The 13,923-nt window shown below is 61.6% G+C and carries 11 protein-coding genes and 1 pseudogene; 4 read left to right on the top strand and 8 right to left on the bottom strand.

Annotated features, from left to right (window positions below):
* Positions 1-34 precede the first annotated feature (34 nt).
* Positions 35-2,405: pseudogene (locus tag ROSMUC_RS14825) on the bottom strand (trimethylamine N-oxide demethylase).
* A 145-nt stretch (positions 2,406-2,550) separates the two neighbouring features.
* On the opposite strand from ROSMUC_RS14825, the gene ROSMUC_RS14820 reads away from it, so the two are divergent.
* The gene (locus ROSMUC_RS14820) at positions 2,551-3,405 is read left to right on the top strand and encodes a DMT family transporter (protein WP_037274843.1); all 855 of its coding nucleotides are present in this window, start codon (positions 2,551-2,553) and stop codon (positions 3,403-3,405) included.
* 98 nt (positions 3,406-3,503) lie between these two features.
* Here the strand turns inward: ROSMUC_RS14820 and ROSMUC_RS14815 are convergent, their stop codons facing one another.
* The 6 genes from ROSMUC_RS14815 to ROSMUC_RS14790 all read right to left on the bottom strand — a co-directional run bounded on the left by ROSMUC_RS14815 (position 3,504) and on the right by ROSMUC_RS14790 (position 8,724).
* On the bottom strand, positions 3,504-4,115 hold the full coding sequence (locus ROSMUC_RS14815) for a tetratricopeptide repeat protein (protein WP_245875198.1): 612 nt from the start codon (positions 4,113-4,115) through the stop codon (positions 3,504-3,506).
* The gene (locus tag ROSMUC_RS14810) at positions 4,066-4,773 is read right to left on the bottom strand and encodes an ABC transporter ATP-binding protein (protein ID WP_037274837.1); all 708 of its coding nucleotides are present in this window, start codon (positions 4,771-4,773) and stop codon (positions 4,066-4,068) included. Before ROSMUC_RS14810 ends, ROSMUC_RS14815 begins: the two co-directional genes overlap by 50 nt.
* Complete coding sequence (locus ROSMUC_RS14805; protein ID WP_037274834.1) at positions 4,763-5,530, bottom strand: ABC transporter ATP-binding protein; 768 nt, start codon at positions 5,528-5,530, stop codon at positions 4,763-4,765. Before ROSMUC_RS14805 ends, ROSMUC_RS14810 begins: the two co-directional genes overlap by 11 nt.
* Positions 5,527-6,504 carry a branched-chain amino acid ABC transporter permease gene (locus ROSMUC_RS14800; protein WP_245875197.1) on the bottom strand — a complete coding sequence of 326 codons (978 nt, stop codon included), beginning with the start codon at positions 6,502-6,504 and terminating at the stop codon, positions 5,527-5,529. The genes ROSMUC_RS14805 and ROSMUC_RS14800 overlap by 4 nt, the downstream gene beginning before the upstream one ends.
* A complete protein-coding gene (locus tag ROSMUC_RS14795) occupies positions 6,497-7,366 on the bottom strand; it encodes a branched-chain amino acid ABC transporter permease (protein ID WP_037274831.1) in 870 nt (289 codons plus the stop codon). Before ROSMUC_RS14795 ends, ROSMUC_RS14800 begins: the two co-directional genes overlap by 8 nt.
* 68 nt (positions 7,367-7,434) lie before the next feature.
* On the bottom strand, positions 7,435-8,724 hold the full coding sequence (locus ROSMUC_RS14790; protein ID WP_037274827.1) for an ABC transporter substrate-binding protein: 1,290 nt from the start codon (positions 8,722-8,724) through the stop codon (positions 7,435-7,437).
* A 399-nt stretch (positions 8,725-9,123) separates the two neighbouring features.
* Between ROSMUC_RS14790 and ROSMUC_RS14785 the strand changes: the two genes are divergently transcribed.
* A complete protein-coding gene (locus ROSMUC_RS14785) occupies positions 9,124-9,846 on the top strand; it encodes a FadR/GntR family transcriptional regulator (protein ID WP_037274824.1) in 723 nt (240 codons plus the stop codon).
* Positions 9,847-9,867: 21 nt separating this feature from the next.
* On the opposite strand, the gene ROSMUC_RS14780 is transcribed toward ROSMUC_RS14785, so the two are convergent.
* Positions 9,868-11,169 (bottom strand): ABC transporter substrate-binding protein, encoded by a 1,302-nt coding sequence (locus ROSMUC_RS14780; RefSeq protein WP_037274821.1) that lies wholly within the window; start codon positions 11,167-11,169, stop codon positions 9,868-9,870.
* A 163-nt stretch (positions 11,170-11,332) separates the two neighbouring features.
* Between ROSMUC_RS14780 and ROSMUC_RS14775 the strand changes: the two genes are divergently transcribed.
* Both ROSMUC_RS14775 and mnmH read left to right on the top strand, forming a co-directional pair.
* Positions 11,333-12,670 (top strand): flavin-containing monooxygenase, encoded by a 1,338-nt coding sequence (locus ROSMUC_RS14775; RefSeq protein WP_037274818.1) that lies wholly within the window; start codon positions 11,333-11,335, stop codon positions 12,668-12,670.
* A 135-nt stretch (positions 12,671-12,805) separates the two neighbouring features.
* Positions 12,806-13,840: a tRNA 2-selenouridine(34) synthase MnmH gene (mnmH, locus tag ROSMUC_RS14770; protein ID WP_037275005.1), complete on the top strand. Its 1,035-nt coding sequence runs from the start codon at positions 12,806-12,808 to the stop codon at positions 13,838-13,840.
* Positions 13,841-13,923 lie beyond the last annotated feature (83 nt).

Below are 13,923 nucleotides of genomic sequence, written 5' to 3'. Positions count from 1 at the left end.
TTTCAGCCGGACGAGCCCCTCGCCTTGACGCAAGTCAAGAGCGCGGGCGCGTCTTTTGCGGATCGTAATGGGCAAAGGGCACGATCGTCGCGGGCAAGCGTTTTTGCTGGCCATCGAGCTTGCCGATCTCAACGGCTGTGCCCACCGCATGATGCGCCACATCGACCCGCGCCAGCGCGATATTCTTGCCCAAGAGCGGCGAGCGCATCGAGGATGTCACCTCACCGATCTGCGCGCGCCCGATATGGACACAGTCGCCATGGCCCACCGCCACGTTGCTGTCGATGTCGAGGCCGACCAATACCCGCGCCGGATGCTCCTTGCGCCGGATGAGCGCCTCTCGCCCGATGAAATCATCCGGCTTCGACTTCAACGGCACGGTAAACCCGATGCCCGCCTCAAACGGATCGGTCTGATCGCTGAAATCATAGCCCGCAAAGATCAGCCCCGCCTCGATCCGCACCATATCCAGTGCCTCAAGGCCCATGGGCGTCAGCCCATGATCCTTGCCCGCCGCCCAGACCGCATCAAAGACTTCGACCGCATGTTTGGGGTGACAGAAAATCTCATAGCCCAACTCGCCCGTATAACCGGTGCGCGACACCACCACGGGAATCCCGTCGTGATCGCCGATGCGCGCGGGCGTGAACCGGAACCATCCCAGCTCTTCAAACTTGGGCTGATGCGGCGCGGTCCAGATCACCTTTTTCAGCAGATCGCGGCTCTCCGGCCCCTGCACGGCGATATTGTGCTGCATATCGGTCGAGGACCGCACCAGCACCTTCAGCCCCAGTTCCTGCGCCTTCTCGCGCAGCCATTCGCCGCCGTAATCACTGCCGCCGATCCAGCGGAAATTGTCCTGCCCAAGGCGGAACACCGTGCCGTCGTCGATCATGCCGCCATGCGGATAGCACATCGCGGTATAGACCACGCCGCCCACCGGCAGTTTCTTGATGTCGCGGGTAAAGACATATTGGCAGAGCGCCTCGCTATCCGGCCCGGTGATCTCGAACTTGCGCAGCGCGCTCAGGTCCAGCACCACGGATTTCTGGCGGCAGGCGTGATATTCGGCAATCGGCCCCGCGCTCGACATGGCGCTGGCCAGCCAGAAACCGTTATACTCGATGAAATTCTCGGTAAACCGCGCGAAACACGGGTGAAATCCTGTCTGTTTGGTCATCTTTGGCTCCGCGTCGGGGGTGGGCCGATAGGCCACCGATCTTTGAAAGGTTTCCTTGCCGCTATAGGTGCGAACGTGAATATCCGTGGGGTTCCAGCCATTTGCGGCGGTGGTGTCATCCGGACAGGCCGAACTCACACAGACCAGATCCGTCAAGGCGCGCAGCAGCACATAGTCGCCCGGCCGCGTCCAGGGCTCGTCGGTATACATCACCCCATGCGCATCAATGCCGGTGTTGAAGAAGAAATTGATCGCCATCCAGCCCGCGCGCCCCGTCACCCCATGCGGGGCAAGGGCGGCGTTGAAATTGTCGGAACAGTTCACATGCCCCGGATAGCCGATGTCGTCATAGTATTTCGCGGCACAGGCCAGCGCAAAGGCATCGTGCCGCCCGACCGTATCCTGCACCACCTCGACCAGCGGCAGCATATCCTGATCATAGTATTTCGCATGCAGACCGGGCATCGGATAGGCATGACCCATCAGCGTGCGCGTCGTGGTCACATCCAGCGCATGCTCGACCCCCTTGTCCAGCTTGCGCGCGGCGAAACACTGGAAATCCGTGCATTGCCGCCCGTCCACGTCGAGGATCTGGATATAATCCCCCGCCTTGACGAAATAGGACTCGGCCGTCGCCGAATGGACGCGCAAATCCGTCACCGGATCGGCCAGCGGATCGGGCAATTCGAACCGCGCGGCGGATTTGAGCGTGGCACGCGTCACCCAGACCGTGAACGGCGTCGCGGTATCCTGCGCCGTGAAATCCATGATGCCCCCCCGGCGCGGCAACCACCGCCACCCCGTCGCGCTGCACGGTGAATTCCGCCTCGTCCCCCGCCGGGCTGCCCGAATCGAACACATCCACCGACCGCGCCCGCGCCAGATCAATCCCTCGCGCCTCCAGCCCCATGCGCAATCCGCGCAACGAGGTCTCTGACCCTGACAAGAGCGCCCTGAGCCCCGTCGCCTCGCCCGTGCCCGCTTCACCCAGAATGCCCGGATCAATCGCCCCGTCCGGCCGCGCCGTCACGATCTCGCAGCGTTGCCCGCCTTCGGTATTCACCACCCGCAAGCGATCTCCCGCCTCGACGCGAATGAGGATTGCGCCCGCGCCTTCGACCACATAGCGTTCGGTTCCGGGCGGCAGGGAAAACACCCGCGGCTCGACAATCACACTGGGCCGGGGCGGCCCGGCCTTGACCTCGGGATAGCGCATTTCCAACACTGCGGACCTCCTCTTTCCCTGCAAGATATTTGCATAAGCGGAATATTTATTTAACAATAAGAATATCGCAACCCTTCCCCGCCAGCAACATCAAACCCGAACCAAGCCCGGAATTCTCGGCACAGACCACTGGAGAAAACCCCGCATGACCGCTCTCATCCTTGGCCTTGTCGCGGCACTCGCCTGGGGCACCCATGATGTCTGCGTCCGCTACGTCAGCCAGAATAACGGGATTTTCGCGCCGCTGGTGTGGGTTCTTGCGTTTGGGCTCATGATCGTGACCCCGATCAGCGCCTATGCGGGGCTTCACGCGCCCCAAGGCGGCGACATCGGCCTTGCTGTGCTCGCGGGCGTCTTTTTTGGCATCGGCGGCACGGCGCTCTACCGCGCCTTTTCGATCGGTCCAGTCCGGCTCGTGGCACCGGTGATCGGGGCCTATCCGATTCTCTCGGTCGGCTGGGCCAGCCTCAATGGCGCGCCCACCACGCCGCTCGAATGGATCATGGTCGGTCTCATCATCTGCGGCGTGGCCTATATCGCCCAGAGCGATGCAGGCCATGACACGGCCGAGGCCCCGGCCAGCCCCCTGCCCGCCATCGGCTGGTCGCTGCTCGCCGCCGCGGGCTTTGCGCTCACCTTCGCTATCGGGCATCAGGCCACAGCGACGGGCGGCGAATTGCTGCTCCTGGCTCCCACGCGCGCTGCCGCTCTGGCGGTGGTGCTGGGCTTTGCTCTGGCCCTGCGCGCGCCCCTTGCGCTCAGCCGCCGTCACGCGCCGCTTCTGCTGTTGATGGGCACGCTCGACGCGCTGGCCATCGGCTGCGTGATCGGCGCGGGCCAGACCGCGCGCCCCGAATTCGCCGCCATCGGCGCCTCGACCTTTGGCGTGATCACCGTGCTCTTTGCCGCGATTTTCCTTCGTGAACGCCTGCGCGGCACGCAATGGCTGGCGGTGCTGGGCGTCTTTACCGCCATCGGCATCCTGGGCGGCGGGCACTAGGGCGTGTCGCGCCTCATCGAACCCGCACCCGTCCCGGACTTGAGCCGGGACCTCGCCGAGGCCCCGCCTTTCATCGTTCTTCAAATACTCAAAAAATCTCAGCCCTCGGCAATCAGGAGCGCCGCCGCCAGAAACTTGCGCCCGTCATCGAACACCGGCGGCTTTTCCCCCCGCCAGCGCGCACAGATCGGCCGCTCGGGTCGCGCCCCGACCAGTAGCCGCCTGAGGGCCTGATCGCTCTCGGCGGCAATGGCGCGATAGCGCTTGCGCATGTTGTCGTGGAACGTGTCGCGGTGCAGCGCCTCCATCCGCAGATGAAAGAGCGACGAGCGGCTGCGCGGCTTGAACACGATCCCGCCCACAACCTCGGGCGCGCGCCGCCAGAGGCTCAAGGCCTGCTTTTGCAAGGCTTCCGCCCGCGCGCCCTGCCCGGCATCGCGCGCCAGAACCGCAAGATTGGCAAGGCTGGTGGCCCGCCGCATATCCTGCGCGCCGAAAAACAGCCGTGCCACCCATCCCGCGCGCCGCAGCGCACGCGCGGCCCCTGCCCGGTCGCCCGCCACATAGGCCGCACAGCCCGCCTCAGTCAGACGTTCCCAGACCAGATCGGCCCGCGACCACCCGGCTTCGCGCGCAACCCGCATTTCGGTGTCGCCGCGATCAAAGCCCCAGATACGCGGCGCGAACATGTTCATTTCCACGTAGCTCATGGGCAGGCCCCTCCATTGCGGTGTTCCCGGTTTCCAAGACATAGGCATGATGCGCCAGTTCCAGCGCCAGTTCGGCATTCTGCTCCACCAGCACCACCGACAGGCCCTGCGCGTTGATCTCCTCGATGATCCGCGCGATTTCCTCGACGATCACTGGCGCGAGCCCCATTGAAGGCTCGTCCATCAGCAAAAGGCGCGGCTTGGACATCAGCGCGCGGCCAATCGCCAACATCTGTTGCTCGCCGCCCGACATGGTCTGCGCCCGTTGCACGCGCCGTTCCCGCAGGCGCGGGAAACGATCATAGACCTGCTCCAGATCGCGCTCGATCTCGGGCTTGTCGCGCCGCAGAAACGCGCCGGTGCGCAGATTCTCCTCGACCGTCATATCCTTGAAGATGCGCCGCCCCTCGGGCACATGCGCGATGCCATGGGCCACCACCTTGTGCGCGGGCAGATGATCAATCCGCTGGCCCTCGAACAGGATCTCCCCCGCCGAAATCGGAATCATTCCCGACATCGCGCGCAGCGTCGTGGTCTTGCCCGCGCCATTGCCACCGATGATCGTGACGATCTTGCCCTCGGGCACGGCAATGGAAATGTCGCGGATCGCGTTGATCTTGCCATAGTTCACGGCAATCTTGCGCATCTCAAGCAACATGGCGTGCGCCTCCCAGATAGGCCTCGATCACCGCCGGGTGATGCCGGATTTCCGCCGGTCCCCCTTCGGCCAGGAACTTGCCGAAACTCATGCAGGTGATGGTATCACAGAGACCCATGATCGCCTGCATGTCATGCTCGACCAAGAGGATCGTGATCCCATCCGCCTTGAGGCGGCGCATCAGCTCCATCATCTGCCGGGTTTCCTCGGGATTCATGCCGGTGAATGGCTCATCCAGCAGCATCACATCGGGATGGCTGGCATAGGCCACCGCCAACCCGAGCGCGCGCTGGTGCCCGTGCGACAGATCACCCGCCCGTTCGTCCAGCAGATCTTCCAGCCCGAAGAATTCCAGTGCCTCGCGTGCCCGCGCCTCGGCCCCGCGCCGGTCCTCACGGTCCCAGCCGATGATCGCGGCAAAGATATTGGGCCGGAAGGGCATATGCGTGCCCACCAGCGCGTTTTCCAACACCGTCAATTCGGCAAAGAGTGTCGAGTGCTGGAATGTCCGCACCACACCGCGCCGCGCCACCTCATGCATGGCAAGGCCGGATATATCCTCGCCCCTGAGCAGGATTTGACCAGACGTCGGCGTATAGAACCCCGAGATCATGTTGAACGTCGTGGTCTTGCCCGCGCCATTCGGCCCGATCAGCCCATGGATGCTGCCATGCGCCACCTTGAAGGACAGCCCATCGACCGCCATCAGCCCGCCAAACCGCATGGTCAGGTTCCGCATTTCGAGAAAATCGGTCATGCTTCGGCCTTTCTGTCGGATTTTGCGGCGGATTTGCGCGGAATAAACTTCTGAACAATGCTCTCCAACCCATTGGGAAGAAAGAGAATAGACAGGATCATGATGGCTCCGTAAAAGAGGGGCCGCGCCTGCTCGAAGCCCATCCCGCGCAGCACGATCTCATTAATCACCGTCAAGAGAACACAGCCCAGAATTGGCCCGTAAAACGTCGTCGTGCCCCCCACGATGGCCCATGTCAGCACGAACACCATCACCTCGATGTCAAAGGAATTGGGGTTCACCGTGCCCACGTAATGCGCCTGCAACGCCCCTGCGATCCCGGCAAAGCCCGAGGCGATGGCAAAGGCCAAGGTGCGATAGGCCCGCAGATTGACACCTGACGCCTGCGCCAGCTTGTCCTGCCAATGCACCGCATGAAAGGTCAGGCCCACCGGAGATTTCTCGATCCGCCACAGCACCCAGAGACAAAAGGCGACGATGGCCCCGGCGAAATAGTAGTAGGACACCGGCTCGAAGAAATCGAAACTGTAAAAGCCAATGGAAAAGTCCGGCATCGGATCAATCCCCGAAATCCCCCGGACGCCGCCAAAGGGCTCGCGGAACCGCTTCCAGATCAGGCGGATGATCTCACCCGCCGCGAAGGATCCGATCAGGAAATAAAACCCCTTCATCCGAAAGAGAGGAAAGGACAACAGCACCGCCAAGAGCGCCGCCGCAACGCCGCCGAGGATCATGCCAAGCGGCACCGGCACGCCGAGGTTTTTCGTCATCAAAGCCGAGGCATAGGCCCCCACCCCCATGATCACCACATGGCCCAGCGACCATTCGCCGGTCAAAGTGAGCAGGCGGTAGGACATGACCAACAGGATATTGATCACCATAAAGACCAGAATTTCCTGTTGCGAGAAACTCAGCCCATGCGGCAACGCGATCAGCGCCGCAGCACCCAATAGGAACATCATTGGCTTAAGCACGATCCGCACTCCCGAACAGACCCGTGGGCTTGACGATCAGCACCACCAGCATCAGCATCAGACCCACAATATCGGCCAACACCCCATCCGAGAATGTGGTGACGAACGTGTGGACAAAGGCATAGACCACCGAGGCGATGATTGCCCCCTCCAGCGATCCGACCCCGCCCACGATGATGACGATAAAGGCCGTGACAATCACCGAATGGCCCATATGCGGGTTGACCGACACCAGCGGCGCGGTCAGCGCCCCCGCCACACCCGCCAATGCGGCACCGATGAACATGGCGATCCGCGCCGTCTGGGTGATCGAAATCCCCTGCAAGGCCGCCGCTTCCGGATCTTGCGCCGAGGCGCGCAGCGCCCAGCCAAACCGCGTCCGCTTGAGGAAATACCACAGCGCGCTCAACAAAACGACCGCCGCGACGATCACATAGATACGTGCCACCGGCAGACCCACCTTGTCAGAGATACGCCAAACCTCTTGCGTAACAGGGGGGATATGCTCCATCCGCACGCCAAATCCCATCACCGCCAGGGATTGCAGGATCATCAGAAAGCCGATCGAGGCCACCAAACCGCCCAAAGGATTGCCCTTGAGCGGTCGAAACAGCCCTCGCTCCATCACCAGGCCCAAAACGCCCACAAAGACCATGCCAATCGGCACCGCCACAAAGAACGGCAGATGCATGTCGGCATAGAGGGCGACCACCGCATAGGCCCCGGCCATGAACAATTCGCCATGGGCGAAATTGATCACGCCCATCACGCCAAAGATCAGCACGAGGCCAACCGCGACCAAAGAAATATAGCTTGCTGCATAGACGGCGTTCAGGCCGGTCTGCGCCAGGAGTTCCATCATCGGAATGCTCGAATTTTAGAGAGAAAGGATAACAGCGCCCGCCAACCGGGCGCTGTCTTGGGACTGGGTCAGCCGCGCTGATCCCACATTTGACCATAGGCCTGCATATGCTTGATCAAGAGATCGCCATGCCGGTTATACCAGTCGGGGATCGAGCGGAATTCCTTGATCACGGCCTTGCCATCCTCGATGGCCACCACCGGCCAATCGCCCACCAGCGCGTTGTCGATGCCGAAGAGCTCGTTGCCCCACCATTCCGCCTCTCCAAAGGCGTGATTGCCGGGGCCATCCTTCATTGCAGCGAGCACCGCCTCGGGATCGGCGGAACCGGCTTTCTCGGCCGCAACCTTCCACAGATCCATGATCGAGGCATATTCCCAGCTGACCGCGCCCCACTGACCGGGATGCCGCTTGTTGTATTCGGCATAGAACCCGTTGGGGTCCTGGAAATTGACATTCTCGGCATTCAGCGCCGGATCGTCGAAATCCGGGAATTGGAAGATGAACCCTTCCATGAATTCCTTGGAGGTCTTCGCGATCATCTGGTCATAGAAATCCGCCGTGCAGCTGATGATCTGACCCTTGAAATTCTGCTGGAAAAGCTGCTCGGCAATCGGGTGCACATAATCCGAATAGCAGGTGTCCAGACAGATGATGTCGGGGTTCTTGGCCATCAACCGTGTCACCACCGGCGCGAAATCCGTGGTGGCCGGATCAAACAACAGCGGCTCATCCAGCATCTCGATGCCCGCCGCCTCAAAGGCCGCCAGATAGGTTGCCACCGACGGCAGGCCAAGCGCATCGTCCTGCGCGCACATCACGGCGGTTTTCAGCTCCGGCTTGTTCTGTGCCAGCCACTCGACGCCAGTCACGTTATAGATCGGGTGCACTTCGGCGGGTGCCAACAGCGTCTTGGTATCGGGCGAGAGATCCGAAGGCAGCAGCGTGGAAAAGAGCATCCCCGTGCGTTCCGCCACCGGCTGCACACCCGGCCAGGGATCACCGCCCAGCATCATGATAAAGCTCACGCCATCCTCGCGGATCAGCTTGGTGGCCCCGGTACGCGCCTTGGCGGGATCGTATTCCTCGTCATAGGCCACGAATTCGACCGGATGCGGGCCATCCGCCAGCATGATGCCGCCTGCGGCATTGACCCGCTCGGCCCAGATCATGCAGCCATCGAGACCGGGTTTACCCCAGGCCGCCACGGCGCCCGTCAGAGGGGCCAGAAATCCGATCTTGATCGGTTCACCCGCTGCCAGCGCCACTTTCGGCAAGCCAAGCGCGGCAGTCGCCGCCGCGGAGGTTTTCAGAAAGGTCCGACGTGTGAACCCCTTAGAGATATATTTGGAAAGCATGCATTCCTCCAACTGTTGGCACCGCGCGATCTCGCGCAGCAGATCGGAGCCAAGGACGACCTGTTTTGGTTCATTGACAACCCCAGAGACTATACCAGTTTCCGAAATTGGTTTCGGCCCACGAACAAAGGCTAGCAAAGCGATTTGAAACTCACAAGAAAATTTGTTTCTTAGAGTTATAATTTAGCCAGACCAATCGACCAAGTTCCTAAATTTAAATACAATTTCTAAAAGTTCATTTTAGAGGCACCTCGCAAAACCCCTCTTTTTGCCCGCAAAACTGGTCCGAAAGGGGATCGAAATTGGTTCTCTGGCCCTGAGCTGCGGCTTGTGCCAGTGTTCGGTTCCGCCTAGATTTACCGTAAACGGCCCCCGCGCCACACCAAGGACCCCGCTACGATGGCCAACCAGAGCACCACAGCCCAGCTTGTCACCAGCCACTCGGTCGGGGCCACCGTGCAGGTGGTGATCGACAGCCTCTTTGCCCGGATCAAATCCGAAGAATATCCCGAGGGCGCGCGCCTGCCGTCCGAGCGCACCCTGTCGTCGGAGCTAGGTGTCGCCCGCAATACCGTGCGCGACGCGCTCGACGTGCTCGAAGCACGCAACATCATCCGCCGTCGCGCCGGGTCTGGCAGCTTTGTCACCTACAAGAGCGAACTCACCCGCACTTCCAGCCGCAGCGCCTTGGCCGAAAACACCAGCCCGCTCGATCATCTTGTCGTGCGCGGCATTCTCGAGCCCGAGATGATCCGCCTTGCGGTCATCAACATGACCCCGCGCGACATCATGGAACTCGACGACATCCTCACCCGGATGGAAGGCATCAGCACCGACGCCGCCGAATTCGTCGCCTGCGAAGAGGATTTCTATCGCAAGATCGCGGCGGGCACCGGCAATCCCCTGCTCGCCTCCTGTTACGATCTGGCGATCGAGGCCTGCCTGCAGACCCACCGCTCCACCATGATGCGGCGGCATCTGACACCGAAACGCATCGAGGATTACCAGAAGCGCTATAACGCGCTCTTCAACGCCATTTCTTCGCGCGATGTCGAAACGGCCGTTGAATACATCAAGCTGCACCTGATCGAAGAGCAAAAGACCCTGCTGCAAGAAGATTGAGGGCAAGACGGCTGAGCCGCCTTAGCTCACCACCAGGCGTGCCTCGAGACAGGCCTTGCCGGCCCCCTGCCCATGCCTCTGGTGCCAAAGCTGGCCAAGTGCCGCCATTTCAACCCGCAACAGCGCCTCATGCTGCACCAGCCAGTCGGGGATCGACCCGAAATCGACAATCCGCGCCTTGCCGCCTTGGATCTGCACGACCGGCCAATCGCCGATCAGCGTATGATCGAGGCCAAACATATCCTGCCCCCACCACTGCGCCGGGCCAAAGGCATGGTTGACCTCGCCCAATTGCCGCATCGCCGCCAGAACCGACACCGAATTGACCGTCCCTGCCCGCTCGACCGCCGATTGCCAGATGTCGAGAATGGCCGCATATTCCCAACTCACCGCTGTCCAGCTTCCCGGAAAGCGTGCGTTGTATTCCTCGTAGAATGCCTGCGGCTGGTTAAAGAAGAACGCCTTTTCCGCCAGCGCCGGATCGTCGAAATCGGGGAACTGGAACAGGAACCCTTCCATGAACTCGGGCGAGGTGAGCGCGATCAATTGTTCATAGCAATCCGCCGTGCAACTCAGGATCTGCCCCGCATAGCCCTGATGATAGGCATATTCCGTCATCGCATGCACCATCGGCGTATAGCTCGTACACCAGCACAGCATGTCCGGCGCGGTCGACAGCATCGGGGCCACCACCTCGGGTGCCGTGGCGGTGCCCGGATCATACCGGATTTCCGCGACAATCTCGATGCCCACCGCCTTGAACGCCGCGCGATAGGCGGCCAGCGCCGGCAGCCCAAGCGCATCAGTCTGCGCACAAAGTGCCACGGTCTTGATCTCGGGCCGGTGCTTGGCAATCCATTCCACCGCCGTCACCGTGTAGATGGGCAGCGATTCGCCCGGCGCAATGAGATAGGGCGTGTCCGGCGACAGATCACTGGTCAGCAAGGATGAGGTCAGCACCTTATGCCCCATCAGGTAATCGCGCACCTCGGTGAACGAATCGCCCCCCAGCATCATCACCAGCGCGGCGTCATGCTCCTGCACCAGATGCCGCGCCCCTGCCAGCGCATCCGCCCCGTCATACCCGCAATCATAGGCCTCAAGCCGCACAGGGAATCGCCGCCCCCCCATCAGGACGCCCCCCGCACGGTTCAGCCAATCCACCCACAGCCGACACCCCTGCAATCCCGGCAAGCCCCATGATTCGACCGGGCCGCTCAGCGGGGCAAGAAATCCGATGGTCAGCGTCTTGCGCATACCCACGGAAAACCGCGGTAGTGCGCTTCTGATGGCCAGACGTTGGGCAAAACTCGAATTGGACATGATCAATTCCTAGCAGGTTCCCGGCGCAGCACCAGCCGTCTCGTGGGAAAATATTATTCTTAGAAAGAATATTTATTGACAAGCCCGCCACACCGACTCCAATCTGGCATGAACCAAAGGCACCAATACCTGAATATTGGTCCATACCAGCTTGGAGGGCTACATGACCAAAAAACGAATTGCGATCATCGGCGCGGGACCGTCGGGCTTGGCCCAATTGCGGGCTTTTCAATCCGCCGCCGCCAAGGGCGCGGAGATCCCCGAAATCGTCTGTTTTGAAAAGCAGGACAACTGGGGTGGCCTGTGGAACTACACATGGCGCACCGGCCTCGATGAATATGGCGAGCCGGTCCATGGCTCGATGTATCGCTACCTCTGGTCGAACGGCCCCAAGGAAGGTCTGGAATTCGCCGACTATTCCTTCGAGGAACATTTCGGCAAGCAGATCGCCTCTTACCCGCCCCGCGCCGTGCTCTTCGACTATATCGAAGGCCGCGTGAAAAAGGCGGGCGTACGGGATCTCATCCGCTTTTCCACCGCCGTCCGCTGGGTCGAGAAAGACGGCGACAAGTTCAACGTCACCGTCTGCCATCTCCCCGAGGATCACACCTATACGGAGCAATTCGATCACGTCATCGTCTGTTCGGGCCATTTCAGCACGCCCAACGTGCCTTATTTCCCCGGCTTCGAGAATTTCAAGGGCCGCGTCCTACACGCCCATGATTTCCGCGACGCGCTGGAATTCAAGGACAAGGACATCCTCATCGTCGGCACCAGCTATTCCGCCGAAGACATCGGCTCGCAGTGCTGGAAATACGGCTGCAAATCCGTGACCGTCAGCCACCGCACCGCGCCCATGGGGTTCAATTGGCCGGACAACTGGCAAGAGGTGCCGCTCCTGCAAAAGGTCGAGGGCAACACCGCGTACTTCAAGGATGGCACCACCAAGGACGTGGATGCCGTGATCCTCTGCACCGGCTACAAGCACCATTTCCCCTTCCTGCCTGACGATCTGCGCCTCAAGACCGCCAATCGCCTCGCCACCGCCGATCTCTACAAAGGCGTGGCCTTTGTGCGCGAACCCGCGCTCTTCTACCTCGGCATGCAGGACCAGTGGTTCACCTTCAACATGTTCGACGCGCAGGCATGGTGGGTGCGCGACGCCATCATGGGCCGCATCTCCCTTCCCGACCGCGCCACGATGGAGGCCGATGTTGCCGACCGTGTCGCCCGCGAGGATGCCGGTCAGGATGACTATGACGCGATCTGGTATCAGGGCGATTACGTCAAGGAACTGATCGACGAGACCGATTATCCCAGCTTCGATGTCGAAGGGGCCTGCCAAGCCTTCAAGGAATGGAAGGGCCACAAGAAGAAAGACATCATGGGCTTCCGCAACAATTCCTATAAATCTGTCATCACCGGCACCATGGCCCCCCTGCACCACACGCCATGGAAAGACGCGCTCGACGACAGCCTCGAAGTTTACCTCCAGAACTGACTTTCCCTACCTGTGGTGGGCGGCCCCGTGCTGCCCACCCTTTTTTTTGCCGGTGCAACAGGGCTTGATCTTGCCCGCGGGTCGGCGCATGCACAGGGCCATGTCTCATCCCTGCCCTTATCCCGTTTTTCCCTGATGCCCATTGCCCTCGATAGTCTCGCGGCGCTCGCCGCTCTGCCGTTCGACGAGGTGATCGACGTCCGATCCCCCGCCGAATTCGCAGAGGATCACATCCCAGGCGCGCTCAATCTCCCCGTCCTCTCGAACGAGGAACGCGCCCGCGTGGGCACGATCTATGTGCAACAGGACCGTTTTCTCGCGCGCAAGATCGGCGCAGCCCTCGTTTCGCGCAATGCCGCCGCCCATCTTGAGGGCCCGCTTGCGGATCGTCACGGCGGCTGGCGCCCTCTGGTCTACTGCTGGCGCGGCGGACAGCGCTCGGGCTCCTTCACCGTCATCCTGCAACAGATCGGCTGGAAGGCCGACACCATCCAGGGCGGCTATCAATCCTATCGCCGCCTCGTCGCCCGCGCGCTCTATGACGAGGATTTTCCCGCCCCTGTCCGCCTGATTGACGGCGGCACCGGCACCGGCAAGACACATCTCTTGGCCCATCTCGCGGCCCTAGGCGCGCAGGTGATCGACCTTGAGGCTCTCGCCGCCCATCGCGGCTCGGTCTTTGGCCCCATCGTCGGCGGTCAACCCTCGCAAAAATCCTTTGAAAGCGCTCTGGCGGCCCAAATGGCCCGGCTCGATCCCACCCGCCCGGTCTATATCGAGGCCGAGAGCAGTCGCATCGGCCGCATCACCCTGCCCCCGATGCTCACCCGCGCCATGCGCAGCGCGCCTGTGATCCGGCTCGAAGTGCCGCTTGCGGCGCGTGTGTCCAACGTCTGCGCCGATTATGCCGACCTGATCGCCGATCCTAACCGGCTCGACGCGATCCTCTCGCGCCTCGTCCAGTATCACGGCCACACCCAAGTGGACCAATGGCGCGCCCTTGCCGCATCGGGCGATTTTCCCACCCTCGTGACGCAGTTGATCGAGACCCATTACGATCCGCGCTATATCCGCAAACCCCGCCCCGAGGGGATCACCCAACTCAACTTGCCCGATTTGTCAGAGGCCACGCTGCAAGCGGCAGCAAAGGGCTTGATCCAAAGCGGGTAGCCTTGGGGTATTGCAAACAGCGGCCCCAGTTCCCCGCGCGGAACCAAGGCGCGAAGCGCTTTACAGCAAGTTCCTTCTGATCG

Source organism: Roseovarius mucosus DSM 17069, from assembly GCF_000768555.3.
GTDB lineage: Bacteria > Pseudomonadota > Alphaproteobacteria > Rhodobacterales > Rhodobacteraceae > Roseovarius > Roseovarius mucosus.
Note: the sequence above shows the minus strand (reverse complement) of the source record. Positions and strands in the feature narration are given on the sequence as shown.

Excerpts from the sequence above, each read along its gene's own strand:
- ROSMUC_RS14820 (WP_037274843.1), top strand. The coding sequence starts at position 2,551 with ATGACCGCTCTCATCCTTGGCCTTGTCGCGGCACTCGCCTGGGGCACC.
- ROSMUC_RS14815 (WP_245875198.1), bottom strand. The coding sequence starts at position 4,115 with ATGAGCTACGTGGAAATGAACATGTTCGCGCCGCGTATCTGGGGCTTT.
- ROSMUC_RS14810 (WP_037274837.1), bottom strand. The coding sequence starts at position 4,773 with ATGTTGCTTGAGATGCGCAAGATTGCCGTGAACTATGGCAAGATCAAC.
- ROSMUC_RS14805 (WP_037274834.1), bottom strand. The coding sequence starts at position 5,530 with ATGACCGATTTTCTCGAAATGCGGAACCTGACCATGCGGTTTGGCGGG.
- ROSMUC_RS14795 (WP_037274831.1), bottom strand. The coding sequence starts at position 7,366 with ATGATGGAACTCCTGGCGCAGACCGGCCTGAACGCCGTCTATGCAGCA.
- ROSMUC_RS14790 (WP_037274827.1), bottom strand. The coding sequence starts at position 8,724 with ATGCTTTCCAAATATATCTCTAAGGGGTTCACACGTCGGACCTTTCTG.
- ROSMUC_RS14785 (WP_037274824.1), top strand. The coding sequence starts at position 9,124 with ATGGCCAACCAGAGCACCACAGCCCAGCTTGTCACCAGCCACTCGGTC.
- ROSMUC_RS14780 (WP_037274821.1), bottom strand. The coding sequence starts at position 11,169 with ATGTCCAATTCGAGTTTTGCCCAACGTCTGGCCATCAGAAGCGCACTA.
- ROSMUC_RS14775 (WP_037274818.1), top strand. The coding sequence starts at position 11,333 with ATGACCAAAAAACGAATTGCGATCATCGGCGCGGGACCGTCGGGCTTG.
- mnmH (WP_037275005.1), top strand. The coding sequence starts at position 12,806 with ATGCCCATTGCCCTCGATAGTCTCGCGGCGCTCGCCGCTCTGCCGTTC.